Origin of the sequence: Haloferax sp. Atlit-12N, assembly GCF_003383095.1 — an archaeon.
GTDB lineage: Archaea > Halobacteriota > Halobacteria > Halobacteriales > Haloferacaceae > Haloferax.
In genome coordinates, this window is the sequence record NZ_PSYW01000001.1 from 1,024,574 (window position 1) to 1,050,147 (window position 25,574).

The 25,574-nt window shown below is 67.1% G+C and carries 25 protein-coding genes and 1 tRNA gene; 19 read left to right on the plus strand and 7 right to left on the minus strand.

The genetic code is table 11. The features are described 5' to 3' along the window. Nucleotides 1–80 precede the first annotated feature (80 nt). The 6 genes from C5B90_RS05340 to C5B90_RS05365 all read left to right on the plus strand — a co-directional run bounded on the left by C5B90_RS05340 (nucleotide 81) and on the right by C5B90_RS05365 (nucleotide 5,446). Complete coding sequence (locus tag C5B90_RS05340; protein WP_115879672.1) at nucleotides 81–1,040, plus strand: aminopeptidase; 960 nt, start codon at nucleotides 81–83, stop codon at nucleotides 1,038–1,040. Nucleotides 1,041–1,170: 130 nt separating this feature from the next. After that, entirely contained in the window at nucleotides 1,171–1,827 is a 657-nt protein-coding gene (locus C5B90_RS05345) for an HVO_0476 family zinc finger protein (protein ID WP_089779448.1), read from the plus strand. A 94-nt stretch (nucleotides 1,828–1,921) separates the two neighbouring features. Beyond that, the gene (locus C5B90_RS05350; protein WP_115879674.1) at nucleotides 1,922–2,860 is read left to right on the plus strand and encodes a bifunctional 2-polyprenyl-6-hydroxyphenol methylase/3-demethylubiquinol 3-O-methyltransferase UbiG; all 939 of its coding nucleotides are present in this window, start codon (nucleotides 1,922–1,924) and stop codon (nucleotides 2,858–2,860) included. Nucleotides 2,861–2,881: 21 nt separating this feature from the next. Next, nucleotides 2,882–3,616, plus strand: a complete 735-nt coding sequence (locus C5B90_RS05355) for a protein-L-isoaspartate O-methyltransferase (RefSeq protein WP_115879676.1) — start codon at nucleotides 2,882–2,884, stop codon at nucleotides 3,614–3,616. Nucleotides 3,617–3,735: 119 nt separating this feature from the next. After that, nucleotides 3,736–4,011: a DUF2892 domain-containing protein gene (locus C5B90_RS05360; RefSeq protein WP_115879678.1), complete on the plus strand. Its 276-nt coding sequence runs from the start codon at nucleotides 3,736–3,738 to the stop codon at nucleotides 4,009–4,011. Between the two features lie 142 nt (nucleotides 4,012–4,153). Next, the gene (locus C5B90_RS05365) at nucleotides 4,154–5,446 is read left to right on the plus strand and encodes a hypothetical protein (protein WP_115879680.1); all 1,293 of its coding nucleotides are present in this window, start codon (nucleotides 4,154–4,156) and stop codon (nucleotides 5,444–5,446) included. A gap of 32 nt (nucleotides 5,447–5,478) precedes the next feature. Here C5B90_RS05365 and C5B90_RS05370 read toward each other — a convergent pair whose 3' ends face one another. Together C5B90_RS05370 and C5B90_RS05375 are read right to left on the minus strand one after the other, a co-directional pair. Continuing rightward, nucleotides 5,479–6,582 (minus strand): pyridoxal-phosphate dependent enzyme, encoded by a 1,104-nt coding sequence (locus C5B90_RS05370; RefSeq protein ID WP_115879682.1) that lies wholly within the window; start codon nucleotides 6,580–6,582, stop codon nucleotides 5,479–5,481. 66 nt (nucleotides 6,583–6,648) lie between these two features. Next, nucleotides 6,649–7,605 (minus strand): succinylglutamate desuccinylase/aspartoacylase family protein, encoded by a 957-nt coding sequence (locus tag C5B90_RS05375; protein ID WP_115879684.1) that lies wholly within the window; start codon nucleotides 7,603–7,605, stop codon nucleotides 6,649–6,651. 69 nt (nucleotides 7,606–7,674) lie between these two features. Between C5B90_RS05375 and C5B90_RS05380 the strand changes: the two genes are divergently transcribed. Continuing rightward, nucleotides 7,675–7,992, plus strand: coding sequence for a hypothetical protein (locus tag C5B90_RS05380; protein ID WP_004973404.1), 318 nt, complete (start codon nucleotides 7,675–7,677; stop codon nucleotides 7,990–7,992). A 32-nt stretch (nucleotides 7,993–8,024) separates the two neighbouring features. Here the strand turns inward: C5B90_RS05380 and C5B90_RS05385 are convergent, their stop codons facing one another. After that, a complete protein-coding gene (locus tag C5B90_RS05385) occupies nucleotides 8,025–9,233 on the minus strand; it encodes a potassium channel family protein (RefSeq protein WP_115879686.1) in 1,209 nt (402 codons plus the stop codon). A 297-nt stretch (nucleotides 9,234–9,530) separates the two neighbouring features. On the opposite strand from C5B90_RS05385, the gene citZ reads away from it, so the two are divergent. Then, nucleotides 9,531–10,670 carry a citrate synthase gene (gene citZ, locus C5B90_RS05390; protein WP_115879688.1) on the plus strand — a complete coding sequence of 380 codons (1,140 nt, stop codon included), beginning with the start codon at nucleotides 9,531–9,533 and terminating at the stop codon, nucleotides 10,668–10,670. Nucleotides 10,671–10,754: 84 nt separating this feature from the next. On the opposite strand, the gene C5B90_RS05395 is transcribed toward citZ, so the two are convergent. Then, nucleotides 10,755–12,146 carry an MATE family efflux transporter gene (locus tag C5B90_RS05395; protein WP_115879690.1) on the minus strand — a complete coding sequence of 464 codons (1,392 nt, stop codon included), beginning with the start codon at nucleotides 12,144–12,146 and terminating at the stop codon, nucleotides 10,755–10,757. Between the two features lie 356 nt (nucleotides 12,147–12,502). Between C5B90_RS05395 and ilvA the strand changes: the two genes are divergently transcribed. Continuing rightward, nucleotides 12,503–13,714 (plus strand): threonine ammonia-lyase, encoded by a 1,212-nt coding sequence (gene ilvA, locus C5B90_RS05400; RefSeq protein WP_115879692.1) that lies wholly within the window; start codon nucleotides 12,503–12,505, stop codon nucleotides 13,712–13,714. A 45-nt stretch (nucleotides 13,715–13,759) separates the two neighbouring features. Here the strand turns inward: ilvA and C5B90_RS05405 are convergent, their stop codons facing one another. Continuing rightward, nucleotides 13,760–13,966: a hypothetical protein gene (locus C5B90_RS05405; protein ID WP_115879694.1), complete on the minus strand. Its 207-nt coding sequence runs from the start codon at nucleotides 13,964–13,966 to the stop codon at nucleotides 13,760–13,762. Between the two features lie 300 nt (nucleotides 13,967–14,266). On the opposite strand from C5B90_RS05405, the gene C5B90_RS05410 reads away from it, so the two are divergent. The 10 genes from C5B90_RS05410 to C5B90_RS05455 all read left to right on the plus strand — a co-directional run bounded on the left by C5B90_RS05410 (nucleotide 14,267) and on the right by C5B90_RS05455 (nucleotide 21,955). Then, nucleotides 14,267–15,691 carry a cytochrome ubiquinol oxidase subunit I gene (locus C5B90_RS05410; protein WP_115879696.1) on the plus strand — a complete coding sequence of 475 codons (1,425 nt, stop codon included), beginning with the start codon at nucleotides 14,267–14,269 and terminating at the stop codon, nucleotides 15,689–15,691. After that, on the plus strand, nucleotides 15,684–16,682 hold the full coding sequence (locus C5B90_RS05415) for a cytochrome d ubiquinol oxidase subunit II (protein WP_115879698.1): 999 nt from the start codon (nucleotides 15,684–15,686) through the stop codon (nucleotides 16,680–16,682). The genes C5B90_RS05410 and C5B90_RS05415 overlap by 8 nt, the downstream gene beginning before the upstream one ends. A gap of 33 nt (nucleotides 16,683–16,715) precedes the next feature. Next, entirely contained in the window at nucleotides 16,716–16,922 is a 207-nt protein-coding gene (locus tag C5B90_RS05420; RefSeq protein WP_058826656.1) for a hypothetical protein, read from the plus strand. Nucleotides 16,923–17,006: 84 nt separating this feature from the next. Next, nucleotides 17,007–17,393, plus strand: a complete 387-nt coding sequence (locus C5B90_RS05425; protein ID WP_115879700.1) for a RidA family protein — start codon at nucleotides 17,007–17,009, stop codon at nucleotides 17,391–17,393. Between the two features lies 1 nt (nucleotide 17,394). Continuing rightward, nucleotides 17,395–17,601 (plus strand): hypothetical protein, encoded by a 207-nt coding sequence (locus tag C5B90_RS05430; RefSeq protein WP_008577134.1) that lies wholly within the window; start codon nucleotides 17,395–17,397, stop codon nucleotides 17,599–17,601. A 29-nt stretch (nucleotides 17,602–17,630) separates the two neighbouring features. Then, nucleotides 17,631–17,711 (plus strand) — tRNA-Ser (locus C5B90_RS05435). Between the two features lie 447 nt (nucleotides 17,712–18,158). Further along, nucleotides 18,159–18,341: a hypothetical protein gene (locus C5B90_RS05440; RefSeq protein WP_058568683.1), complete on the plus strand. Its 183-nt coding sequence runs from the start codon at nucleotides 18,159–18,161 to the stop codon at nucleotides 18,339–18,341. A gap of 54 nt (nucleotides 18,342–18,395) precedes the next feature. Beyond that, nucleotides 18,396–18,788 (plus strand): hypothetical protein, encoded by a 393-nt coding sequence (locus C5B90_RS05445; protein WP_115879702.1) that lies wholly within the window; start codon nucleotides 18,396–18,398, stop codon nucleotides 18,786–18,788. Between the two features lie 214 nt (nucleotides 18,789–19,002). Continuing rightward, nucleotides 19,003–20,646: a thermosome subunit beta gene (thsB, locus tag C5B90_RS05450; RefSeq protein WP_115880594.1), complete on the plus strand. Its 1,644-nt coding sequence runs from the start codon at nucleotides 19,003–19,005 to the stop codon at nucleotides 20,644–20,646. A gap of 313 nt (nucleotides 20,647–20,959) precedes the next feature. Further along, nucleotides 20,960–21,955: an ornithine cyclodeaminase family protein gene (locus tag C5B90_RS05455; RefSeq protein ID WP_115879704.1), complete on the plus strand. Its 996-nt coding sequence runs from the start codon at nucleotides 20,960–20,962 to the stop codon at nucleotides 21,953–21,955. Nucleotides 21,956–22,015: 60 nt separating this feature from the next. On the opposite strand, the gene C5B90_RS05460 is transcribed toward C5B90_RS05455, so the two are convergent. Further along, entirely contained in the window at nucleotides 22,016–22,234 is a 219-nt protein-coding gene (locus C5B90_RS05460; RefSeq protein ID WP_115879706.1) for a hypothetical protein, read from the minus strand. A 326-nt stretch (nucleotides 22,235–22,560) separates the two neighbouring features. Then, nucleotides 22,561–25,437, minus strand: a complete 2,877-nt coding sequence (leuS, locus tag C5B90_RS05465) for a leucine--tRNA ligase (protein ID WP_115879708.1) — start codon at nucleotides 25,435–25,437, stop codon at nucleotides 22,561–22,563. Between the last annotated feature and the right edge of the window lie 137 nt (nucleotides 25,438–25,574).

Genomic DNA, 25,574 nt, shown 5'->3' on the forward strand with positions numbered 1-25,574 from the left:
GATTCGGGGCGGCGGGGCGGGAACCGAACGCGAGGGGGCAGATGGGAACGCCTAACAGCGCCGCCGGCGCAGGTTCCCCCATGCCCGAATCCGACGCCGACCTCCGCGCCGCCAGCGAGACGGCGGTCCGCCAGTGTCTCGACCTCCAGCCCGACGAGTCGCTCGTCGTCGTCACCGACGACAAGCGCGAGCGCATCGGCGAGGCGCTCTACGAGGTCGCCAGCGAGGTGACCGACGACGCGACTATCGTCCGCTACCCGCCGGGGAACCAACACGGCGAGGAGCCGCCCGCGCCGGTCGCCGCCGCCATGCAGGCCTGCGACGCCTTCCTCGCGCCGACGACGAAGAGCCTGAGCCACACCCGCGCCCGCGGTGACGCCTGCGACGCCGGCGCTCGCGGCGCGACCCTCCCCGGAATCACCGAGGAGGTGTTCGTCACCGGCCTCGATGCCGACTACGACGCCATCTACGACCACAGCGCGGCGATGCTCGACGCCGTCGGCGACGCCGACGAACTCCGCGTCACGACCGAGACGGGCACGGACATCACGTTCGTCCGCGGTGACCGCGAGTGGCTCGCCGACACCGGCGCAATCGCTGAGGCCGGCTCGTTTTCGAACCTCCCCGCGGGCGAAATTTTCCTCAGCCCCGCGTCCGCGACGGGCACCTACGTCGTCGACGGGACGATGATGCCCCACGGCCTCCTCGACGAGGGACAGGAACTCCGCTTCGAGGTCGAAGACGGCTACGTCACGGATATTTCCGACGACGACATCCGCGAGCAGGTCGAGGCCGCGGCGGAGGAAGTCGGGCGAGACGCCTACAACCTCGCCGAAATCGGCATCGGCACCAACGTCGGCGTGACCGACCTCGTCGGCTCCGTCCTGCTCGACGAGAAGGCCGCGGGCACGGTCCACATCGCCATCGGCGACGACGCCGGCATCGGCGGCGACACCGACGCGCCGCTCCACCTCGACGGTATCATCCGCGAGCCGACGGTGTACGCCGACGGCGAGGAAGTCGACCTGCCGCAGCCCTGAGCACCCCTGAGCGGGCGCACACCGCGCCCGCGGCGGGTCGCTCGGTTCGCCGAACGAGCGTCCTGCCACCGACTCCCACGCCGAAACGGAGAAAGGCGGCTTTTTACGGCCTGATGGGCTAGCGACCCGTATGAGCCTACCCGACGCCGGCGAGCGCGTCCCCCTCTCCTGTCCGACGTGTTCGCCCGACGAACCCACCGTCCACGAGGTGCTGAAGCCCGGCGGTCACTCGACCGTCCGGTGTACTGAATGCGGCCACGTCCACAAAGAGAAAGTCGAGATTCCTGACGAAACCGAGATGAACGTCGTCGTCTCGCAGGACGGCGACTCCGTCTCGACCGAAGTGCCCGTGCCGGTCGGCACGACCATCGAGGTCGGCGACGAGTTCATCGTCGACACGCCCGAGGCGATTCAGCTCGTGCGCATCACGGGCATCGAAGTCGGCCCCGAACAGCGCGCCGACGAGGCCGAGGTCGCGGACGTGAAGACCGTCTGGACCCGCGTCGTCGACAACGTCGCGGTCAACGTCACCATCCACCCGAAGGACGGCAAGCGCGAGGACACCCGCAGCGTCACCGTCAACGTCCCCGGCGACTACGAGTTCGTCGTCGGCGAGACCGAGGCGTTCGGCGACGAGGAGGTCGAAATCGAAGGCCTCGTCGTCCGCTCGGACGCCCCCGAGTACCGCCACGGCAAACTCGACCACCCCGGCGACATGGTGTACGCGAAGGACGCAAAGCGCGTCTACGCCCGCGACCAGACCTCGACCGCGTGGTCGGCCTGGTAAGGGCGAATCCGACGCCGAAGCACTCCGCCCCGCCGACGAGCCGTTCCGCCCGCCCAACGCACGACCTTTTTGTTCCCGACTCGTCGGTGCGACCATGCCTACCCGCGACCGGTCGCAGTCGTCGGTCGAATCGCTCGCGCTCCTGTGGGCCGCCCGCGAGAGCGGCGTCATCGACGCGCTCACGACGAGCGCCGGCACCGCCGAGGCCGTGGCCGAGACCGCCGACATCGAGCCCCGAGCCGCCCGCATCACGGTCGAGGCGCTGGCCGCGATGGGGTTCATCAAGCGCGTCGGCGACGAGTACGAGATAACTAACCGCGCGCTCGGCTTCCTCGCCAAGCGCGACGTGCGCTCCATCGGTCGCCTCCCGCACGCGCTCGACCGCTTTTCGCTCTACGCCGACCTCCCGGAGACGATGGCTTCCGAGGAGTCGCCCGCGTTCCCGGACGACTGGCTTCGGAACCGACTCGGCGCGCACGACGCCACCGAAGAATCGGTCGTCCGGGCCTGCGTGACCGCCGCGGTTCGCGAGGCACCCGACGCGACGCACGTCCTCGACCTCGGCGGCGCGTCGGGCGTCTTCGCCCGCGAGTTCGTCGCCCGCGGTTGCGACGTGACGCTCGTCGACGACGCCGAGACCGTCGAAGCCGTCCGACCGCTCCTCTCCCGCGCCGGCGTGGACCTCGTCGCTGGCGACCCGACCGACCCGCCGGTAGCGGGGTTCGGCCTCGTCTTCGCCGGCGACGCCTTCACCGGGCGCGACCCGGCCGACGCGCGAGCGCTCGTCTCGGGCGCGCACGACGCCCTCGAACCCGGCGGGTCGGCGGTGTTCGTCGATAGTCTCCACGGCCGGTGTTCGACCGACGCGACGGCCGGGCGAGCGGTGGACGCGCTCGCCACCGGTCGCGGTGACCTCTACGACGAGTCGACGGTTCGCTCGTGGGTCGAATCGGCCGGATTCGGCGGCTGTACGGTCCGAAACGTGCCGGGGACCGACCTGCAGGCAGTCGTCGGCGAGCGTGCGGTTGATTAGGACCGACCTCCGAGTTCGGCTATGGACAACTCGGTGCTGCGCGACGACATGGTCGACGGCTTGGAGCACTCGCTGGAGTCGCTCCCGGAGGCCGTCTCCATCGCCATGCGCAGCGTCCCGCGACACGAGTTCGTCACCGACTCGCCGTATCAGAACCGCCCGACGGAGCACCGCGACACGAACACGACCATCCTCGCGCCGACGACAGTCGCGCGCCTGCTCTCCGCGCTCGACCCCCAACCGGACGACGAGGTGCTCGTCGTCGGCGCGGGCGTCGGCTACACCGCCGCGGTCCTCGCCGAAATCGTCGGTGACGCCCGCGTCCACGCGGTCGACATCACGCGCTCGCTCGTCTACGAGGCGCGCGAGAACCTCCAGCGCGCCGGCTACGGCGGCGTCCTCGTGGACTGCCGCGACGGCGCGGAGGGGCTGGCCGACTACGCGCCGTTCGACCGCATCCTCGTCGAGGCCTCGGCGGTTCGCCCGCCCGCGCGACTCCTCGCGCAACTCGCCGACGGCGGCCGACTCGTCATGCCGAAAGGGGTCGGCGAGCAGACGCTCGTCGCCATCGAGGACGGCGAGGTGGCCGAGTCGTTCGGCCCGCTGTCGTTCAAACCGCTGCTCGTGGACGGCGAGCAGACGGGGAGCATCGTCAGAAACCGGACGCGACGCGAGGACCCCGAGTACGAGGGCCGGGGCTGGCACGCCGGCCACGGCTGGGAACAAGACTGGATAGACTGGGGCGGTCGCGGGTAGCCGAGTAGGGCCGAGTCCTCGACGTAGCGGCCGGCGTGACAGTCACGTTTCTCCGGGGCCGAGAACCGCCGGCTCACGATTTAGCCGCCGAGCGCGTAGTTAGCAACGGTGAATCAACCATGGAGAAGAACGTCGGCGGCTACGACCGTATCGCGCGTGCCGTCCTCGGACCGGTGCTCATCATCGTCGGGGCGGCGACCCTCGCGGGCTTCCTGACCATCGCGGCCGGAACCCTCGGACTCGTCGTCGCGGTCGCGGCGCTCCTCGTCGGAGCGGTCCTCGCGACCACGGCAATCACCCAGAAGTGCCCGCTGAACGACCTGCTGGGCTTCAACACCTACAAGGGCGCGAAGACGACCGAGACCGAATCCGCGGGCAAGCCCCGCGCGCAATAATCATTTTCGAGTGAGCTGTGGACGGCAGCCCGCGTTCCGTGGACTGAACCGTGCGAGCGGACGCTTCGTATTTCGTTTGATTATCAAAATAGATAGCTCGCGGGAAACACCTTTCTCGCCCCTCCCGAGACCAGGAGTAGCGATGACGCCACCACTCCCGACGCGGGAACAGCTCCCGGACGACCTCCTCGAACGGGCCAACTGGGTCGGGTGGCGAACACGGACCCGTAATGGTTCCGAAACGACGGTTCTGAAGGACGCGACCGGCGGGCTCGCGTCGGTGACCGACGCTTCGACGTGGACGACGTTCGACGAAGCGCTCGCGTACGCGCGGGACGGCCCCGCCGACGGGGTGGGGTACGTTTTCACCGACGACGACCCGTTCGTCGTCGTCGACATCGGCGAGTGCCGCGACAGCGAGACCGGCGCGACCGAGCGCTGGGCGTGGGAACTCGTCGACCGCCTCGACTCTCACACGCAGGTGAATCCCTCGGGGACGGGGTATCGAATCCTCGTCCGCGGGACGCTTCCGTCGGGAAGCGACCGAACTGAGAACCTCGAACTCTCGGACGGCGCGGGCTTTTTCCTCGCGACCGGCGACCGGCTCGAGGGCACGTCCGCGGCGATTGCCGAGCGGAGCGACGTGCTCGCGGCGATTCACGGCGCCTACTTCGAAGCCGGCCCGGAGCCGTCGCCGGCCCCGACGGTCGACTCGGTGGCTCCGGATTCGTCCGGTGTGCCCGTCGACGCGCGCCTCGACGAGGTGAGCGGCCCGGGCAACGCCCTCGCTGACGGCGAGGTTATCGACCGCGCTTCGACCGCGGTGAACGGCGTGAAGTTCACCCATCTGTGGCGGGGAGACACGAGCGGCTACGACAACCACGACGACGCGGACGCGGCGCTGTGTTCGATTCTCGCATTCTGGACGGCCGGCGACGCGCGCCAGATGTGCCGCCTGTTTCGAGACTGCGAGCTCTTTCGGCCGAAGTGGGACGAGGTGGCGCACGCGGACGGGTCGACCTACGGCGCGAAGACGGTCCACCGCGCAATTCGAGAGACGAGCGAGTTCTACGACCCGTCCGGCTGGTCGAGCGCGGTTCGGCCCGCGACGACGCCCACGGACGAGAACCGACGGGGAGACAGCCGGTCCGACGGCGCGCTCGACGGGCAGCCCGATGACTCGGGGAGTGAACCGCGGGGACCGCCGCCGACGGCCGCGTCGCCGATTGGCGAGCGCGAAGCGTTCGACCGCTTCAGCGAGCTCCGGGCGCGGCTCGACGACGCTGTCGACGAGAACCAGCAACTCCGCGACGAACTCGACGCGGAGCGCGAGCGGCGACGCGACCTCGAAGCCCGGGGACGCGACGGCGAGGCCGGGGAAAGAGACGAAAAAGCGGGTCGCGGATGGTCGCTGTTCGACTGGCTTCGGTCGTGAGCGACGCTATGTTAGCTGTGTTCTGAGCTGATTCACGATTTGAGTCCGCTTCCGGTGAGCGGCACGACCACGTCGGCGTCGCGGTCGAGGACGCCCGAGAGCCGCAGTTCGCGGAGCGCCGCGGGCGCGACGGCGCAGGTCGGCTCCGTGTAGAAGCCGTGGCGGTGGAGCCTGTCGAGTTCGTCTTCGACCGCGTCGGCCGACAAGGCGATGGCGTCGCCGCCGGTGTCGTCGAGCGCCTCGTGAATCTCGGCCTCGCGGACGGGGTCGAGAATCTGGATGCCGTCGGCCACGTCGTTGGTCTCGTCGGGCGTGTGGTGGCGGGCGTCGGCGATGGGCGAGTAGCCGGCGGCCTGCGCGCCGTACAGTTCGGGCATTCGGTCGGTCCAGCCCGCCTCGTAGAGCGCGCGGAAGCCGCGGTACGCGCCGAGGAAGAGCGTCCCGTGGCCGAGCGGCGTGACGACCGCGTCGGGCACCGACCAGTCGCGCTGGGCGGCGATTTCGTAGGCGACGGTGGCCGTGCCCGCGAAGAACGCGGGGTTCCACGCGTGGCTCGCGTACCACGCGTCGTCGGCCTCGACGGCCTCGACGCAGGCGTCGGTCACGTCCTGTCTGGAGCCCTCGATGCGGACCGGCTTGGCCCCGGCGCGCTCGATGGCGCGGACCTTCGAGGGCTTGACCGACGCGGGCACGTAGATTTCGGCGTCGATGCCGGCGCGGGCGGCGTAGGTCGCGACGGCGGCCCCCGCGTTGCCCGAGGAGTCCTCGACGACGCGCTCGACGCCGAGTTCGGACGCGAGAGACAGCATCGTCGTCGCGCCGCGGTCCTTGAACGAACCGGAGGGGAAGACGTACTCCAGTTTGAACGAGGCCTCCCACTCCGCCGCGTCGACGAGGGGCGTCATCCCCTCGCCGAGGGTCGCGTGCGGCTCGGTCGGCAGGAACTCGTCGAACGCCCAGAGGCCGTCGCGGTAGTCGAGGTTGGCGTCGTCGGGGGTGGCCGCAGACGGCGTCGGGTCGGCCGCGAAGTCCAGCGGCTCGCCGCAGGTGCAGCGCCAGCGCCACGCGTCGTACGTCTCGTCGCAGGCGTCGCACGCGAGTCGGAGCCGAGCGGGGAGGTCGTGTGATGTCGTCATGGGAAATGAGGTGGGTGAGTGGTGGGTGGGTGTGGGGTGAGGTGGTGCGGGTGAAGTGAGTCAGGGTCAGTACGTGTCGAGGTCGATGCCGACGGAACAGACGTACTCACCGGAGGCGACCTGCGGGAGGCGGCGCGCCCGCCAGAAGATGCCGTCGTGGTCGGCGGTGACGCGGGCTTTGAGCTTCCCGAACACGTCCGTCACCTCGAACACCACGTCGCCGGCGGAGACGCGCTCGCCGAGGTCGCGCTTGAACCGGACGAGGCCACCGACCGGCGAGCCGTACTGGTCGAAGCCGCGAGCGCGGGTCTGGGCTTCGAGCTCCACGTCGCCGTCGAGGAAGTCGTACCCGCGGAGGACGTTGTAGACGCCGCGGACGCCCTTCTCGATGCTCTCTTCGTCCCAGCCGACACAACCGCCGAGTTCGGGGTCGATGGTCGGAATCCCGGCGTCGGGGCCGGCGCGGGCGAGTTGGCCGTCGGGGCCCTTCTGGTCGAGGACGTAGCCGCAGCCGAACGTCTTGGCGAGTCGGAGGCACTTCGCGTGCATCCGGTGGTGGCGACCGCAGCGGACGCGGACCTCGTCTATCATCCGGCTCGTCGAGCCCTGATGGAGGTCGACGATGAGGTCGGCGTCGCGGGCGGCGGCAAACGTCGCGGCCGCGATGCGCTCCGAGGAGGTGCCCCGCTCGTCGCCGGGGTACGCCCGGTTCATCTTCGTGTCGTCTATCGGATTGCGGTGCTGTGCGACCTGAAAGGCGTGGTAGTTGACGATGCCGACGATGAGAATCGTGCCGGAAATCTCCGCGGGGTCGAGCTGCGGGACGACCCGCTGGATGACGCCGACGCCGTTGAGTTCGTCTCCGTCCGAGGCCGCCTGCATGTAGAGTGTCTTGCCCGACGACGCGCCGTTGATGACGGCGACGGGCAGGCCGACGCTCCCGCCGTCGCGGGACTCGCCGACTTCGAGACGGCCCACGTCCATCTCCCCGGGGGCCGCACTCGCCGTTCCCAAGGTAATCATATCGCCAACCTCGGACCGGCCTCCCTTTAGGGGTTCGGTCCGCTGACCCCCGAGGAAAGCGTTGCCGCTATGGTCTCGCGGCCGCTACCGGCGACCGTGACAGACGACGTTCCCGAACGGCCGCCGACGGGGGGACTGGTACAGGCGCTGGACGTGCCACGAAACGCCGCTATCGGGGCGGCCGTCGGCCTCGCGTTGGCCGTCGTCGCCTATCTCTTTCGGGTCCTCGAACTGTTCGGCCCGTTCGCCGGCACCCGCGAGTATCCGATACTCGGGCCCGAGGGCTGGTTCCTCATCCTCGCGTTCGTCCTCGCCTCCGCGACGGCGCTGCTCGTCGCGACAGTGCTCACGCTCGTCTCGGCGTATCGACTGAGTAAAACGCTGTAAAACGCTCCGCTCCGTTCCGGCGGTCGGCTCGCCTACTCGTCGAACTCGCGCTCGTCGCCGACGAGTTCGCCCAGTCGCTCCGCCCCGGCGCGGGTGCCCTTGGCGATGATGAGGTCGCCGCCGTGGAGCCGCGTTTCCGACCCCGGCGAGACGACCCACTCGCGGCCGCCCGCCCGGCGGACCGCAATGACGCGCATCCCCGTCTCGGACTTGACGCGCCGGTCGCCGAGGGTCGCCTCCGCGAGGTCGCTTGCGGGGGCGACCCGCAGTCGGATGATGACCTCGTCGGACTCCTTGACCGCGGCGGCGACGACCGGGTGGGCGTCGATGCCGCGGAGGACGCCCTCGGCGATTTCGAGCGCGGCGTCGGAAATCATCTCCGTCGCGCCCGCGAGTTGGACGAGTCCGCGGAGCGAGACGGGGTCTTCGACCCGGCTCGCCGCGCGGAGCGTCCACGCCTCGAACCGGGACTTGAGCGCGTCCACCTCGGCTTCGAGTTCCTCGACCTCCTCGGCGACGCCCTCGCTGTCGAACAGCACCGCGCCGTAGGCGAGGTCGACGGCGAGTTCGCTCATGTCCTTCATCAGGACGATGGAGTCGACGGCGCGTTCGAGGTCCTCGATGGTCGGCTCGGGGACGTCCGGCGGGTCGTACCGGAGGCCAGTGGCGGCCTCGTGGACGGTCTGGAGGCCGTCATCGCGGCCGCGGAGGAGGAGCACGTCGCCGGCGCGGAGCGTCGTCTCGTGGTCGGGGTTCGTCACCCACTCGCCGGCGCGGTGGATGGCGACGACGCGGACGCCCGTCTCGGTCTCCATGTTGATGTCGCCGAGTGTGCGACCCGCGTACGGCGACTCGTCGGTGAGTTCGCACCGAATCGTCGTCTCGACCGCCTCGGGGAGCGCCGCGCGGATGGCGTCCGGGAGGCCGATGTCCTCGATGACGACCTTGGCGATGTCGCCCGCGGCGTCCGAAATCTTCTCGGCCGCGCCGACGACGCCGAGGACGGGCGCGAGTTCCTCCGCGTCTTCGGGGCTCCGGGCCGCCATCATCAGGCTCATTCGCGCCTGCAGTTGGAGGATGTCCATCCGCTCTTCGAGGTCGAGGACCTCGGCCGCGAGGTCGTCGTTCGCGTGGAGGACGGCAGAGTACGAGAGGTCGATGAGTAACTCCGCTGTGTCTTTCATCTCGGCGAGGACGGCCTTGACGCTGACAGGCTCGTACTCGATGTCCTCCGGATTCATGCGCCCGCCTTCACGACGGGACGGCAAAAGGCTTGCCAGGAGTAGTGGTGCCACCGTGGTTCGAGAGAGCTACGTCGCCGGGGCATATGACTTCGCGGGTCGCCCGAACCGCGCGCGACCCCCTTCGGTGAGCCCCGTATAAGGGCACCGAAAACAACGACGATTGTCGAACACTATTTTAGACACCGACTACCCACGAAATCGACAGACAGGGCTGCCGTTGTATGTGTATGGCGGTCGATAACATATGAGTGAAAACGATAACGCTTTTTTGATATGGTAGGCAACGTTCTGGGTATGTCAGGCGAACTGAAGCGGGGGCTGGAAGGTGTGCTGGTCACCGAATCGAAGCTCAGTTTCATCGACGGCGACGCGGGACAACTCGTTTACTGCGGGTACGATATCGAAGACCTCGCACGGGACGCAAGCTACGAGGAGGTACTCTACCTTCTGTGGCACGGAGAGCTTCCGACGCGCGAGGAACTAGACGCGTTCTCCGACGAACTCGCGGCCCACCGAGGCCTCGACGACGGCGTTCTCGACGTGACACGCGAACTCGCCGAGCAGGACGAGTCGCCGATGGCGGCGCTCCGAACGCTCGTCTCGTCGATGTCGGCGTACGACGAAAACGCTGACTTCGAGGACGTGACCGACCGCGAAGTCAACCTCGAGAAGGCAAAGCGCATCACGGCGAAGATGCCGTCGGTGCTCGCGGCCTACGCTCGCTTCCGTCGCGGCGACGACTACGTCGAACCCGACGAGAGCCTGAATCACGCGGCAAACTTCCTCTACATGCTCAACGGTGAGGAGCCGAACGAGGTGCTCGCCGAGACGTTCGACATGGCGCTCGTGCTGCACGCTGACCACGGTGTGAACGCCTCGACGTTCTCCGCGATGGTCACGTCCTCGACGCTCTCTGACCTCTACAGCGCGGTCACGTCCGCTATCGGCACGCTCTCGGGGTCGCTCCACGGCGGCGCGAACGCGAACGTCATGCGGATGCTGAAGGACGTCGACGACAGCGACATGGACCCGACCGAGTGGGTCGAAGACGCCCTCGACCGCGGCGAGCGCGTCGCCGGGTTCGGCCACCGCGTCTACAACGTGAAGGACCCCCGTGCGAAGATTCTCGGCGCGAAGTCCGAGGCGCTCGGCGAGGCTGCCGGCGACATGAAGTGGTACGAGATGTCGGTCGCCATCGAGGAGTACATCGGCGAGGAGAAGGGTCTCGCGCCGAACGTGGACTTCTACTCCGCCTCGACGTACTACCAGATGGGCATCCCCATCGACCTCTACACCCCCATCTTCGCCGTCTCGCGCGTCGGCGGCTGGATTGCGCACGTCCTCGAACAGTACGAGGACAACCGCCTCATCCGCCCGCGCGCCCGCTACACCGGCGAGAAGGACCTCGACTTCCCGTCGGTCGACGAGCGATAGGCGACGAGTCGTACGCGACTTTTTTCCGTCCCGACGACCCGCCGGAGCGACGCGTCGTCTCCCGACCGCTCCCGCGTTCCCCGCTCAGTCGTCTTCGCCCACGTCGTCGACGCCGACGCTCCCGCGTTCGACCATGAGCGCGTCCGCGTGACCCGCCCAGTCGGCGTAGTAGAACGCGACCAGCGCGAACAGCCCCATCCAGGTGAACGACAGGACGATGCCGATTCGCGCGCCGAGCGGGCCGTAGCCGAACACCTCGACGAGCAGGTAGGACGCGCCGACGAAGAAACCGAACACCCCTGTCAGCCGGGCGACGAAGGGGATTCGCGTCGCACCAGCGCCCTGCAGCGACCCGGAGAGCCCGACGAAGAGCGCCAGTCCCGGCGCGGCGAGGCCGTAGGCGACGGCGAATTTCACGGCCCATTCGAGGTCCGCGCCGCCGCCGGAGCCGACGAGGGCGACGATGGGTTCGGTGAACGCCGCGAGGAAGAGCCCGATGCCGCCGACCGTAACGACCGACAGGAGCGCCACCGCGCCGCCCTGATACCGCGCGGTCTCGCTGTCGCCCGCTCCGAGCGCCTGCCCGACGAGGACGCTGGCGGCGACGTTGTAGCCACGCGCCAGCGGGCTTGCGACCTGCTGGTAGACCCGACGGCCGATTTGGAAGCCGGCGTTGACGGCGTCGCCGAAGCCGAGGAGCAGCGCGTTGAACGGGAACTCCGCGAGTTCGGCGGCGATGCCCTCGCCGACCCGCGGGGTGGCGATACGCACGAGTTGGCTGGCGACCGTTCGGTCGCGGGGGCGGACCAGCGAGGTCGGCGACGCGGGGCGGGCGAGCGCGACCAGAAGCAGCCCCGCCGAGAGGACGTTGGCGGTCGAGGTGGCGAGGCCCACGCCCAGCACGCCGAGCGCCGGCAGACCGACGAGGCCGAAGCCGAGACCGACCGACAGCCCGATGTTGACGACGTTGGCGAAGACGTTGACCAGCATCGGCGTCCGGGTGTCGCCGACGCCCTGAAGCGACCGCGAACCGACGAGCGAGACCAGTCGCGCGGGCGAGGTGGCGAAGATGACCGCGAGGTACGTCGTGCCCAGTTCCACGGCCCGGTCGCTCGCGGGGAACGCGCCGATGGCCGCCTCGCCCAGCGTGAACCCGAAAATCAGGAACGGGATGCCCGCGAGGAACGCGAGGAGGAGCGCGGTCGAGATTGCCTCGCTCCGGTTGGCGTCCGCGCCGCTTCCCGTGTCCTGACTGGAGAGCGCGATTGCGCCGCCGCCGAGGCCGAGGCCGATGCGAAGCGGGAACCGGGCGTAGAGGTCGGCGAGGCCGATAGCGACGACCGCGGCGGGAGAGAGCGCGGCGGTGACGGCCACGTCCACGGTCCGCATCGCCGTCTGTGCGGTCTGCTCGGCCATCACCGGCCACGCGAGCGAGAAGATGCGCTTCCAGACTCGCCGGAGGCGACCGAGGTTCATGCCGAGGCCACGGACCTCGCGCAGTTGACGGTACCGGAAGCGGCGGTCCCGTCGGGCACGCTCGATGCGACGCGCGAATGACGAGTGTCATACGCGATCGATGGGTCGCCGCAGTCGTGCGGTTTCACTTTCACTCCGGGTGGGGGACGTTTATATGCACGGGGACGAGAAAGACAGTTGCACGTCACACGCGTGCATTCCCCCTTTCCCCTTTCCCGACCGGCGAGCGACGGCGACGACGCGCGTTGACTGAGTCGAATCCGAGTTCTCAACCGACGACCATGAGGGTTGACATCACGGCCCTGATACGGAGGAGTTCCCGAACGATTAAACACAGACACGGGTGATTTCCGACCATGCTCACGCTTGACGACGTACGCGCCGCCCGCGAGCGCGTCGAAGCGGTCGCCCGATGGACACCGCTGGAGTACTCGCACACCTTCTCGGAGATGACGGGTGCAGAGGTGTACCTGAAACTGGAGAACTCCCAGCGCACGGGGTCGTTCAAGATTCGCGGGGCGACGAACCGCATCACCACGCTCTCCGACGAGGAGAAAGACGCCGGCGTCGTGACCGCGAGCGCCGGCAACCACGCGCAGGGCGTCGCGCTCGCGGCGTCGCGAGCGGGCGTGAATTCGAAAATCGTCATGCCGGAGTACGCGCCGATTTCGAAGGTAAAAGCCACCGAGCGCTACGGGGGCGACGTGGTCCTCTACGGCAACGACTACGACGACGCGCAGGCGAAGGCCCACGAAATCGAGGCGGACGAGGGCCGGACCTACGTCCACGCCTTCGACGACGAGTACGTCATGGCCGGACAGGGAACTATCGGTCTCGAAATCGCTGAGGACTGCCCCGACCTCGACACCGTGGTCGTCCCCATCGGCGGCGGCGGCCTCATCTCCGGCATCTCGACGGCCATCAAAGAGCAGTTCCCCGACGCCCGCGTCATCGGCGTGCAGGCGGAACAGGCCTCCAGCGCCGCGGACTCGCTGAACAAAGGGTCGATTCAGACCATCGACGAGGTGGACACCATCGCCGACGGCATCGCCGTCCGCAGAATCGGCGACAAGCCCTTCGAGGTCATCCGCGAGCGCGTCGACGAGGTCGTCACCGTCTCCGACGAGGAAATCGCCGTGGCGCTGACCTACCTGCTCGAACGCTCGAAGACGCTGGTCGAGGGCGCGGGGGCCGTCGCGCTCGCGGCGCTGGTCTTCCAGAAGTTCGACTACGAGGAAGGCGAGGTCGTCGTCCCCGCGCTGTGCGGCGGCAACATCGACATGAACACGCTGACGACCGTGGTGATGCGCGGGCTCGTCGAAACGGGTCGGTATCTCAAGATTCGGACCGAACTGAAGGACCGCCCCGGCTCGCTCGAACAGCTCATCGAAATCATCGCCGTGGAGAAGGCGAACATCTACGCCGTCAGGCACGACCGCACCTCTCGGAAAATCGCGCTGAACGCGACGGAAGTCGAAATCGACCTCGAAATGCGCGGGCCCGACCACGTCGATTCGCTCCTCGGGGAGCTCCGCGACGCGGGCTACGACGTGGAAGTCCTCGACTGACCGCGTCGCCGGAGGCGGTCGGGAATTGGGTTCGAGTCCGACTGCTCAGGCGAGTCCAGAGACACCGATAAACACGAGGAGCGCCCCGATACCACGGTAGACCCAGACAGGGGCGTCGGACTCGTTGGACTCCTCCGAGGACGAGCGCCGGAGGAACTCGAACCCGAACGCGTGGACTCGCGCGGGGAAAACGAGGTACGTGACGCCGAGACCCACAATCCCGACGTGGACAGCCTGCCACAGGAAGGTCATGTTCTAAATCCGAACTGTTCCGGCATATGCCCGTCGGTCGGGTCGGCGCGTCGGCGGCCGGAGTTCACCCGAGACGGGCGTGTTGCGGGAGTGTGGGCGCGTTTCTGTCCCCGACGAACGCTCGCCTTTTTACCCGGACTATTATGTCGAATTCGGGCAGAAGACACCGTCTGCGATGGTTTTCAGTTCGTGGGAAGCATGCAGGGATTGACTCTCCCCCAATACGAAGGCCTTTAAGAGGGGACTCCCCGCCTCCCGCTTCCCGGTTCGCCCCGTCGTCAGCGACCCCGCACCCCAACCATGCTCGACCCAGTCATCGCCAGTCGGTTGCAGTTCGCGCTCACGACCATCGTCCACATCATCTTCCCCGTGATGAGCATGGGCCTCGCGCCCTTCCTCATCTACTTCACGTGGAAGGACATCCGCACCGACGACCCGGTGTACGAACAGCTCAGGCGGTTCTGGACGAAGATTTTCGCCGTCTCGTTCGTCGTCGGCACCGTGACCGGCATCGTCCTCGAATTCGAGTTCGGGACGAACTTCGCGGCGTTCTCGACGGCGGCCGGCGAACTGTTCGGCGGCCCGCTGGCCACCGAGGGGATGATGGCGTTCATGCTCGAAGCGACGTTCCTCGGGGTGTTCGTCTTCGGCCGCGAGAAGGTCTCCGACGCGCTCTACATGGTTTCGGCCGTCGCCGTCGGCCTCGGCACGTGGCTCTCGGCGGTGTGGATTCTCGTCGCTAACTCGTGGATGCAGACGCCGCGGGGGTACGAACTCGCGCGCGAAGGCGGCCAACTCGTCGTCCTGCTCGTCGACCCCATCGCGGCGTACGCCAACCCGCGGTTCCCGTGGATGTTCGTCCACATGCAGAACGCCGCGGTGCTGTCAGTCGCGCTGTTCATGGCCGGCGTCGCGGCGTACCACGTCTGGCAGCGCGGCATCGACGCCGACGACGAGCGCGAGGACGCCCGCTTCTGGCGGAAGACGCTCAAAATCGCGCTCGTCGTCCTGCTCGTGACCGCGCCGTTTCAGGCGATTCACGGCGACGCCTACGGCCGGCACGTCTACGAGACCCAGCCGCAGAAGTTCGCCGCCATGGAGGCAGTCTGGGAGACCGACAGCTACGTCCCCGAGTACATGTTCGCCATCCCGACGAGCCTCGAACACATCACCGACCCGCGCGCCAAGGAACTGCTCGGCATCGGGATTCCCGGCGGGGCGTCGTGGCTGGCGAGCGGGGGTGACCCCCAAGCCGAAATCACCGGCCTGAACGAGTTCGACACGGAGGCCCCGCCGGTCGCCATCGTCTTCTGGTCGTTCCGGCTCATGGTCGCCGCGGGGTTCTGGTTCATCCTGTTGGCCTTCTGGGCGGCCTATCGCTGGTGGACCGACGACCTGTACGACGACGACCTGTTGCACAAGGCGTTCGTCGGGTCGTCGCTCCTCGGCATCTTCGCCGTCGAGGTCGGCTGGATTGTCACCGAAGTGGGCCGACAACCGTGGGTCATCCAAGGCGTCCTCAGGACGAGTGAGGGCGTCTCGCCGGGACTCACCGGCTTCGAGGCGACGCTCACGCTCGTCGGCTTCGCCGTCGTGTACACCGGCCTGCTCGCGCTCTACACCTACGTGATTCGTCGCATCATCCGCGAGGGGCCGCCGAGCATCGACGACACGGAGGCGGGCGCGGAGGCCGCCTCGCCCGCGGGGGTGACCGGCGATGACTGATTACGGCGCGTTTGCCACCGACCCGCTTTTCGGCCTGCCGCTGCAGGAGCTGTGGTTCGGGCTCGTCTTCTTCATCCTCGGGATGTTCCTGTTCCTCGACGGCTTCGACTTCGGCGTCGGGGCCATCTTCGCGACCCGCGACGACGACGAGGAACGCGAGACGCTTTTGGCCGCCATCGGGCCTTTCTGGGACGGCAACGAGGTGTGGCTCGTCGTCTTCGGCGGCGCGCTGTTCGCCGCGTTCCCGGCCGTGTACGCGAACCTCTTCAGCCGCCACTACCTGCTCATGTTCGCCATCCTCGGGGCGCTCATCCTCCGCGGACTCGCTCCCGAGATGTACGAACAGCGCCACGACGAGGCGTGGCAGACGTGGTGGGGGCGGGCGTTCGTCGTCGGCAGCGTGAGCGCGCCCTTTTTGCTCGGCGTGTTCGCCGCCCACTGGCTCCTCGGCATCGAGTCGCTCCTGTCGCTGCCCGGCGTCGTCGTCGGCCTCGCCGTCGTCGCGCTCACCGTCGTCGCCGGCGTCGGCTTCCTCGCCATGAAGACTCGCGGGAGCCTCCAGCGCGACGTGGCCGACTACGGCTCGCGGGCGATAGCGACCTACCTCGCGCTCGTCGTCGTCACGCTCGCCTACCTCGTCGCCGTCCGCCCCGACCTCGGCGTTTTCGCGCCGGTGCCGCTGGCGCTCGTCGTCGTCAGTCTCGTCGCCGCCGCGGGCTATCTGCTCGCGCTCCGCGACGGGCGCTACACGCTCGCGTTCGGGGCCGTGCCGGTCCTCGTGTTCGCGTTCGTCGCGCTCGTGGCGACGCTCATGTTCCCGTTGGCCGACCCCGCGACCGGACTGACCGTCGCGGACGCCATCATCTCCGTGCTCCCGCTGAACATCATGAGCGTCGCGTCGGCGCTCCTCCTGCCGCTCGTGTTCACCTACTTCGGCATCCTCTACTCGACGTTCAGCGGGCCCATCGAGACCGGCGAATCGTACTCCTGACCGACTGCAATCCCCCTACCAACCAATCCACCCATGGCTACGCTCCCCAACACCAAACCCACCGCCGAATCGCTCACCAAACCGCTGACCCTCCTCGGCCTCGGATTGGTCGTCGTCAGCGTCGCCGTCGCGGGGTTCGCGCTCCGAGACGGCGACGTGGTCACCGCGCTCGGGATGGGGCTGTTGTTCGCCTCGGGCGTCCTCACGACCGGCATCAGCCTCTCCGGGAAGTCGGTGTAACCCGACGGACCACGGCGGGGAAGCCTCACCTCGGACCCGGTCGTTCCACCCTATTTTATCACGTCGTGGCGAAATCCACCGCGTATGAAGCGCGTCATCGAAACCGACGAAGCGCCGGCCGCGGTCGGTGCGTACAGTCAGGCGACGACCAACGGTTCGCTGCTCTACACGGCGGGGCAGATTCCGCTGACGCCGGACGGCGAACTCCTCGACGACGAGGACATCGCGACGCAGACGACGCAGTCGCTCGACAACGTGATGGCCATCCTCGAGGAGGCCGGCGCGGACGCGACCGACGTGCTGAAGACGACCGTGTTCCTCGCCGACATCGACGACTTCGACGAGATGAACGAGACGTACGCGACCTACTTCGACGAGGAGCCGCCGGCCCGCTCGGCGGTCGAGGTCGGCAACCTGCCGAAGGGCGTCGGCGTCGAAATCGAGGCCGTCGCCGTCGTCGACGAGGAGTAACGTGGCCCGCCGCGTCCGGTCCGCGCTCGCGTGGGGCGCAGCGAGCCTCCTCCTCGTGGGCGTCCTCGCGCAGGGCGCAGTCCTCCTCGGACTCGGTATCGACGCGTCGTTCGGGGCGGTCGCCGCGGTGGCGGTCGCGTCCGGCGTCGCCGTCGCGTCCGTGACATACGTCATCGAACCACGACTCGAACGGAAAGGAAGGGCTTAAATTATCCAGGCGGGAACGTTGCGTTGTAAGCCAGGATGGCCGAGCGGTAAGGCGCACGCCTGGAAAGCGTGTTCCCTCTGGGATCGGGGGTTCAAATCCCTCTCCTGGCGCTCCTCTGGAAACTACTACTCCGAGCGATGCGTCTCGGCGCATCGCGGATAGCGGTTTTCGTGAAGCGTTTCTGAGAGGGGTTTGAACCAGAGAGCGAAGCGAACAGAGTGAGCAGAGTGACTGAGGTTCAAATCCCTCTCCTGGCGCTTCTCTGAAAAGCAACATCTGCGACCCCGACCCGAACCGAGCACACCGACTCGAATCCCTTGCCTTCGCGCCCAGTGCAGATAGCTTCTCCCTCAATCGCCGGACGGCGAGAACCGTCGCCGGAGTCTATCACCCCGCTCGCCAAGGACCACTTACGTCGAAACTGACAGGGCACCCCCAGTTCGACGCGACCCGAGGAACCACCACAGACCCAACCTACGGGCATCGCCACAGAAGCGACCGTATCAACTGTTCGGACAAAACATTCATCTCCATGGGATACGATACCACGATTGACAATGCCTGACACCAAGACCGGCCGCGAGAAGAAGGGCCTCAACAAGCGGACCCAACTCACCGAGCGGCTGTACGAACGCGAGTTATCGGTGTTAGATGAAGACGACGACGAGCCCCCGCTCGACGCCGCGAACGACGACACCGGCGGCGAGTTCCTCGCGGACGAACTCCCCGAAGACGACTGACGGCGCGACCGCCGACCACGCGAATTTTTATCGGGCGCAACAGAACGTGTGAGCGTGCAACACCGCGCGAACTACGCGACCGTGTTTATCGGGTCGCACCTCCACCCCGAAGGAGAGGCGCTCGACCTCGACTGGGCGGACGACGCCGGAGACGAGACGGCGACGTTCGAGTTCGACGTCCCGACCGACGACCCGCGAGAGCCGTACCTCGGTATCCAGGCGTTCGACGTGGGCGAGTACGGCCACGAGATTCGAATCAACGGCGACTCGCTTTCGGGGTTCGACATCCCGCCGGGCGACGGCTGGCAGTACTGGGTCGACACCGTGACCGGCGCGAGCCTCGTCGAGGGCTCGAACACCATCCGAGTCGTCCGCGACGACGAGGGCGACGACGCGTTCGCCGTCGGAACGGTGACGGTCCACTGGAAAGAGCCGGTCGAAGAGTAGCGTATAAAGAGGCTCGGCCGGGACAAGATTGTGGTGTGAAATGACGTACCACAAAAAATCCTCGAACACCCGAGAGGACGCATCTGTCGCGCGGTTACCGGCATAACGCGGCGAACGAGCGGAGTTCAGCGCTCGATTCGTCGGCGAAGCTTTTTTATAGAATCACAAACAATCAAGGCCTGTCATGAGCCAGCGAATGCAGCAGGGTCAGCCGATGATCATCATGGGCGAGGATGCACAGCGCGTCAAGGACCGCGACGCGCAGGCGTACAACATCCGCGCCGCACGAGCAGTCGCCGAGGCGGTACGTTCCACACTCGGCCCGAAAGGGATGGACAAGATGCTCGTCGACTCGATGGGCGACGTCACCATCACGAACGACGGCGTCACCATCCTCAAAGAGATGGACATCGACAACCCGACGGCCGAGATGATCGTCGAAGTCGCCGAGACGCAGGAGGACGAGGCCGGCGACGGAACGACGACGGCGGTCGCCATCGCGGGTGAACTCCTCAAGAACGCCGAGGACCTCCTCGAACAGGACATCCACCCGACGGCCATCATCCGCGGCTTCAACCTCGCCTCCGAGAAGGCGCGCGAGGAAATCGACGACATCGCAGAGCGCGTCGACCCCGACGACGAGGAACTCCTGAAGAAGGTCGCCGAGACCTCCATGACGGGCAAGAGCTCCGAGCTCAACAAGGAGCTGCTCGCGGACCTCATCGTCCGCGCCGTCCGTCAGGTCACCGTCGAAGCCAACGATGGCTCCCACGTCGTCGACCTCGAGAACATCTCCATCGAGACGCAGACCGGCCGCTCCGCGTCCGAGTCCGAGCTCCTCACCGGTGCCGTCATCGACAAGGACCCCGTCCACGACGACATGCCGGTCCAGTTCGACGAGGCCGACGTGCTGCTGCTCAACGAGCCCGTCGAGGTCGAGGAGACCGACATCGACACGAACGTCTCCATCGAGAGCCCCGACCAGCTCCAGAAGTTCCTCGACCAAGAGGAAGCCCAGCTGAAGGCGAAGGTCGACCAGATCGTCGACTCCGGCGCTGACGTGGTCTTCTGCCAGAAGGGCATCGACGACCTCGCTCAGCACTACCTCGCAAAGCAGGGCATCCTCGCGGTCCGCCGGACGAAGAAGTCCGACATCCGCTTCCTCAAGAACATCACCGGTGCGGCGGTCGTCTCCGACCTCGACTCCATCGAGGCCGCCGACCTCGGTCGCGCCTCCGTCCGCCGCGACGAGGCCGACGAGCTGTTCTACGTCGAGGGCATCGGCGACGACGTCCACGGCGTCACGCTCCTGCTCCGCGGCTCCACCGACCACGTCGTCGACGAACTCGAACGCGGCGTCCAGGACGCCCTCGACGTCGTCGCGTCCACGGTCGCCGACGGTCGCGTGCTCGCCGGCGGCGGCGCTATCGAGGTCGAACTCGCCTCGCGCCTCCGCAACTACGCCGACTCCGTCTCCGGGCGCGAGCAGCTCGCCGTCGAGGCGTTCGCCGACGCGCTCGAACTCGTTCCGCGCGTCCTCGCCGAGAACGCCGGTCTCGACTCCATCGACACGCTCGTCGACCTCCGCGCGGCCCACGAAGAAGGTCAGGTCCGCGCCGGTCTGAACGTCTTCACCGGCGAGGTCGAAGACGCCTTCGAGGCTGGCGTCGTCGAGACGGCCCACGCGAAAGAGCAGGCTGTCGCCTCCGCCTCCGAAGCCGCCAACCTCGTCCTCAAGATAGACGACATCATCGCGGCCGGTGACCTCTCCACCGGCGGCGACGGTGACGACGAGGGCGGCGCACCCGGCGGCATGGGTGGCATGGGCGGCATGGGCGGTATGGGCGGCGCGATGTGAAGATCGGCTAACGACTTCACACCCCATCCCCCGACGCCTGCACCGCGCGACGAATCTCTCACTTTTTGACGAAGACAGCTGTCAACCTCCGATGAGCAGCGGCTGGACCGTCCGAACGACGGTACGCGGCGGAGACCAACCGACGAGCATCCGACGAGCGTCATTGCACCGCTCCCCGACGGGCGGGCGAGCGCCGACCACGTTGCGCCACCGACTGCTTAGAAGTTGGATAATTCTCTCACTTTCTAAGATACACTTGCAGTTGTGTTTAGAAATGGAACGAACTAAGTAGCAGGTACGGCAACGTGTCCCCATGCGCAAGACGCTGCTGTTGAACAAGGACGACGTTCACGAGAACGTCCAGATGCCGGAGCTCATCTCGGCCATCGAGGACGCCTTCGCCGCCTACGAGTCCGGCGACGCCCAGATGCCGCCGAAGTCCTACATCGACCTGCCGCAGTACAACGGCGACTTCCGGTCGATGCCCGCCTACCTCGACGCGGGCGACTGGGACGCCGCGGGCATCAAGTGGGTCAACGTCCACCCCGACAACGGCGACAAGTACGACCTGCCCACCGTCATGGGCACGATGATCTACTCCGACCCCGAGAACGCCTTCCCGCTGGCGCTCCTCGACGGGACGGAACTCACGATGCTCCGCACCGGCGCGGCCGCGGCCGTCGCCACCGACTACCTCGCCGTGGAGGACGCCTCCTCGATGGGTATCGTCGGCGCAGGCGTCCAGTCGTACACGCAACTCCGCGCCATCAGCGAGGTCCGCGACATCGAGGAAGTCGTCATCTCCGACCTCGACGAGGAGCGCGTCGCCGACTTCATCGACGCCTTCGAAGACGAGTTCGACATCCGCGCCGGCTCCATCGAGGAGGCCGCCAGCTGTGACGTGCTGTCGACCGTGACGCCCGTCGAGTCGCCCATCGTCCCGCGCGACGCGGTCGGCGACCACACCCACATCAACGCGATGGGTGCCGACGCCGAGGGCAAACACGAACTCGCCGACGACGTGCTCTTGGACGCTAAACTCGTCATCGACGACCACGCTCAGACCACCCACTCCGGCGAAATCAACGTCCCGTACAATCAGGGCGTCCTCACCGACGACGACATCCACGGCGCAATCGGCGACATCGTCCTCGGCAACCTCGACGGCCGCACCGACGCCGACGGCATCAGCGTCTTCGACTCCACGGGACTGGCGATTCAGGACGTCGCGGCGGCCCACGTCGCCTACGAACACGCGTTCGAAAACGACAACGGCTACGCGTTCGACCTCCTCGGGCTCGCCGAGTAAGGTCGTCAGACGCGACGCGACTGGCATTCACCGTTCTCTTTTGCGGTCCGACGCCCCGAGCTACGGGTTCGGGCCGCGCTGCGCGTTGAGGTAGCCGAACACCTTCGAGAGGACGTAGACGATGGCGATGAAGGGCAGAAACGGCACCAACAGGACGACTAGGATGAGAAGCATCGTCCACCCGATGGAGTCCATCTCGCTGTCGGGGCGCATTCGGGACCCCGGCGTGACGGTGTGGTAGGCCTTCTGTGCGAGGCTCAGCGAGTCGTCTTCGCTCATGCGATAGTGTTAGTTCGACGAGACGATAAGTCGAACGACGGACTGAGGGGCCGACCTCACCAATGCCGGTACTTCGCCCGCTCTTCGGTCGCGCCGCAGTCGGGGCACTCGTAGGTCCGCCTGTCTTCGAGGTCGGTCCGCTTTTCGTCGTCTACGCGATACATCTCGACTTCGCATGCCTTGCACAGCATGTGTTAATTATCTCATGTGATATCGTAAATCTAGGGGAGAGCCCGAATAACCGGTCCAATAGGTGTTCTTTCGCAGTGAATCCGGCTGCGTATCAGCGCTGAAAATAGAATCCGGTCGTGTCGCGGCGCGCCCGGCTATTCGAGGTGGACCGCGGGGCGGAACGGAATCGCCTTCGAGGCGCGGTCGGCGGGGTCGACGATGTCGGGGTCGTCCTCGGCGAACACCTCGACCTCGGCGTCGAACTCGCGGGCGAGGAAGTCGGCAGCGCGCTCGTAGGTGCCGGCCTCGTCCAGTTCGAGTTGCGCGCGGAGCGTCGATTCGTCGCGCCCGCGGGTCTGGTCGACGAGGTCCTGCACGAGGTCGTTCACGTCGTTGCCCTTCTCGCGCAGGTCGGGGTCCTGCATGACCTGCCCCATGATTGCGCCGACGTTGTCACCGTTTTCGACGACCGTCTCGAACACGTCGCGCTTCCAGTCGGCGGCGACGTAGACCCGGATGGTATCGGGGTCGGAGTCGGTCACGTCGATGATGTCGCGCACGTCCTCGGTCAGGCGCTCGACCTGTCGCTCTTCGAGTTCGACCGACTCGTCTTCGAACTCGGCGTCCGGTTCGGGCCATGGCGCGTCCTCGGCGGGCGTACCGGTCAACTGCTCGTGCAGTTCGTTCGTCATGAACGGGATGAACGGCGCGAGCAGGCGCAGGCGCGTCTCGAGGACCGTCCGGAGCGTCCACTTCGCGGCCGGGCGGTCGAGGTCGGTCCGGCGGCGGTACCACCGAAGCGACTCCTCGAAGTTGTAGAACGCCGCCTGACTGGCCGAGCGCGTCTCGGATTCGTCCATCGCGGTCGTCACGTCGCGGACGGTGTCCTGCAGTTTCGACAGGAGCCAGCGGTCGACCGTCTCCAGTTCGGGCTGCTCGTCCGGACCGGGGTCGGCGATAATCTCCTGTGCGCGGTTCCAGAAGCGTTCCAGTTGGTCGTGGACCGAGCCGACGAGGTCGTCGCGCCAGTCGTAGTCCTGCCACGGTTCGGCGGAGTTGAGCAGGAAGAAGCGGACGGTGTCCGCGCCGTACTCGCCGATGGCCTCGCCGGGGAGGACGACGTGACCCTTCGACGACGACATCTTCTGGCCCTCGAGCAGACCCATGCCCATGATGACGATGCCTTGCGGCCACTGCGGCTCGTCGAACAGTTCGCCGTGGTGGAACTGGTAGAACGTCAGGTGGTTCGTGATGAGGTCGTTGCCGGAGAACCGGTAGTCGACAGGGTACCAGTAGTCCCACTCCTCGCGGAGGTCGAGCGCCTTCTCCGGCGCGTCCTCTACGGTCTCGGGGCCGTAGAACAGCGCGTCGAAGAAGTCCTGCGTGAGTTCCTCGGTCGGAATCTCCTGCAGGCGGTGGGCGATGGTGTAGTACGCCATGTAGATAGTCGAGTCCGAGAGGGGCTCGATGACGAACTGGTCGTCCCACGGCAGGCGGGTGCCGAGGCCGTAGTTGCGGATACACGGCCACCCGTTGAGCCAGTCGATGGTGTGGTGGTACTCGTCGCGGGTGTTCTCGGGGATGGCGTCCAGCCCGTCGGCCACGTCGTGGGCGAGCTGTTTCCAGTCCTCGTCGTCGTACGAGAGGAACCACGTGTCCTGTTCCGCGACGACGACGTCGCCGCCGCAGCGGCAGACGACCTCCTCGGAGAACTCCTGCATCACGTCGAACTGGCCGGCCTCGATGCCGTCGGCCTTGAAGTCGTCGCGGACCTCCTCGACGAGGCCGCCGGCGTAGTCGCCGTAGAACTCCTTGAGCCGACCCGCGTGGAACTCCTTGTTGTAGAGGTCCTTCGTCGCCTTTTCGAGCGCGGGGTCGTCCGAGGACTCGATGCCGCGGTTCTCGACGGCCGACTTCGCGGGAATCTCGCCGTACGTGTCGTCATCGGAGTCGATGTCGAGAATCGGAATCGGCTCGATGTCGGCCACGTCGGCGGGGTCGATGCCGAACGATTCGAGGTAGTCGGTGTCGGCCTTGGCCTCCTGAAGCGCCACGTAGTCGTCGGGGCTGTGGGCCGGGACGGACATGACGACGCCCGTCGCGTTGTCGGCGTCGACGAAATCGGCCGGCAGGACGAGCACGTCGTCGCCGGTGACGGGGTTTTCGACGGTCTGGCCGACGAGTTCGGCACCCTCGACGGTTTCGAGAACCTCCACGTCGCGGGCCTGATATTCGAGTTTGTCGGCCGCGTACTCGGAGACGAACCACGTCTCGCCGTCGACTTGGGCGACCACGTAGGTCGCCTCGGGGTCGATGTAGGCGTTGGTCACGCCGTGGACCGTCTCGGGGCGCAGGGTCGCCATCGGGACGACCACGTCGCCGCCGTCTCGCTCCCAGCCGAAGCGGACCAGCGTGTACTCTTGGAACTCGGCGTTCTCGCCTTCGAGCAGGTCGTGGGTCGTGACCGGCTGTTCCTCGTTCGTACAGAACTTGACGGGGTGGAGGCCCTTCTCCAGTCGCCCGCGCTCGCGGAGCGTCCGGTACTGCCACTCGACGAACTTCGAGTAGCGCTCGTTGTTCGTGGTGAACTCGCGCCGCCAGTCCACCGACAGGCCGAGCGACTGCATCCCCTTCTTGTAGTGTTCCTCGATGAAGTACCGCGCCCAGCCCATGGGCGATTCGAGGTCCGAGAGCGTGTCCTCGGGGACGTTGTAGGTGTCGGTCAGAACCGAGAGCTGTTTCTCCTCGCGGTTTTTCAGGCGCTCGACCGCGCCGATAATCGGCGTGCCGGTGACGTGCCACGCGATGGGAAACAGGACGTTGTCGCCCTGCTGTCGTCGGTAGCGAGCGTACACGTCGGGAACGGTGTACGTCCGCGCGTGCCCGATGTGCATCCCGCCGCTGGGGTACGGATAAGGCACCGTCACGAACGTCGCGTCGTCGGCGTCTGCGTCCGGGTCGGCCTCGTATCGGCCGGTCTCGGACCAGCGCTCCCGCCAACGCGCTTCGAGTTCCTGCGGGTCGTAGTCCATATCCGTGGTAGTGGCACCCCGGCCTAAAATAACTCCTATACTCGACTTGCGCGGCTGTCTGATTGCGGCAGATATTGCCTCACGATGGCACGGGACAAACGAGAGAATCGAGACGCAAAACGAAGACGGAGAAACGA

Coding starts and splice junctions, on each gene's coding strand:
- C5B90_RS05385 (WP_115879686.1), bottom strand. CDS start 9,233: ATGAATCCGGAGGACATCGAGTACGAGCCTGTCAGCGTCAAGGCCGTC.
- thsB (WP_115880594.1), top strand. CDS start 19,003: ATGATCATCATGGGCGAGGATGCACAGCGCGTCAAGGACCGCGACGCG.
- C5B90_RS05380 (WP_004973404.1), top strand. CDS start 7,675: ATGGTCTCGCGGCCGCTACCGGCGACCGTGACAGACGACGTTCCCGAA.
- C5B90_RS05415 (WP_115879698.1), top strand. CDS start 15,684: ATGACTGATTACGGCGCGTTTGCCACCGACCCGCTTTTCGGCCTGCCG.
- C5B90_RS05365 (WP_115879680.1), top strand. CDS start 4,154: ATGACGCCACCACTCCCGACGCGGGAACAGCTCCCGGACGACCTCCTC.
- C5B90_RS05355 (WP_115879676.1), top strand. CDS start 2,882: ATGGACAACTCGGTGCTGCGCGACGACATGGTCGACGGCTTGGAGCAC.
- citZ (WP_115879688.1), top strand. CDS start 9,531: ATGTCAGGCGAACTGAAGCGGGGGCTGGAAGGTGTGCTGGTCACCGAA.
- C5B90_RS05350 (WP_115879674.1), top strand. CDS start 1,922: ATGCCTACCCGCGACCGGTCGCAGTCGTCGGTCGAATCGCTCGCGCTC.
- C5B90_RS05425 (WP_115879700.1), top strand. CDS start 17,007: ATGAAGCGCGTCATCGAAACCGACGAAGCGCCGGCCGCGGTCGGTGCG.
- ilvA (WP_115879692.1), top strand. CDS start 12,503: ATGCTCACGCTTGACGACGTACGCGCCGCCCGCGAGCGCGTCGAAGCG.
- C5B90_RS05340 (WP_115879672.1), top strand. CDS start 81: ATGCCCGAATCCGACGCCGACCTCCGCGCCGCCAGCGAGACGGCGGTC.
- C5B90_RS05455 (WP_115879704.1), top strand. CDS start 20,960: ATGCGCAAGACGCTGCTGTTGAACAAGGACGACGTTCACGAGAACGTC.
- C5B90_RS05420 (WP_058826656.1), top strand. CDS start 16,716: ATGGCTACGCTCCCCAACACCAAACCCACCGCCGAATCGCTCACCAAA.
- leuS (WP_115879708.1), bottom strand. CDS start 25,437: ATGGACTACGACCCGCAGGAACTCGAAGCGCGTTGGCGGGAGCGCTGG.
- C5B90_RS05345 (WP_089779448.1), top strand. CDS start 1,171: ATGAGCCTACCCGACGCCGGCGAGCGCGTCCCCCTCTCCTGTCCGACG.
- C5B90_RS05460 (WP_115879706.1), bottom strand. CDS start 22,234: ATGAGCGAAGACGACTCGCTGAGCCTCGCACAGAAGGCCTACCACACC.
- C5B90_RS05410 (WP_115879696.1), top strand. CDS start 14,267: ATGCTCGACCCAGTCATCGCCAGTCGGTTGCAGTTCGCGCTCACGACC.
- C5B90_RS05375 (WP_115879684.1), bottom strand. CDS start 7,605: ATGATTACCTTGGGAACGGCGAGTGCGGCCCCCGGGGAGATGGACGTG.
- C5B90_RS05395 (WP_115879690.1), bottom strand. CDS start 12,146: ATGAACCTCGGTCGCCTCCGGCGAGTCTGGAAGCGCATCTTCTCGCTC.
- C5B90_RS05405 (WP_115879694.1), bottom strand. CDS start 13,966: ATGACCTTCCTGTGGCAGGCTGTCCACGTCGGGATTGTGGGTCTCGGC.
- C5B90_RS05360 (WP_115879678.1), top strand. CDS start 3,736: ATGGAGAAGAACGTCGGCGGCTACGACCGTATCGCGCGTGCCGTCCTC.
- C5B90_RS05370 (WP_115879682.1), bottom strand. CDS start 6,582: ATGACGACATCACACGACCTCCCCGCTCGGCTCCGACTCGCGTGCGAC.
- C5B90_RS05440 (WP_058568683.1), top strand. CDS start 18,159: ATGCCTGACACCAAGACCGGCCGCGAGAAGAAGGGCCTCAACAAGCGG.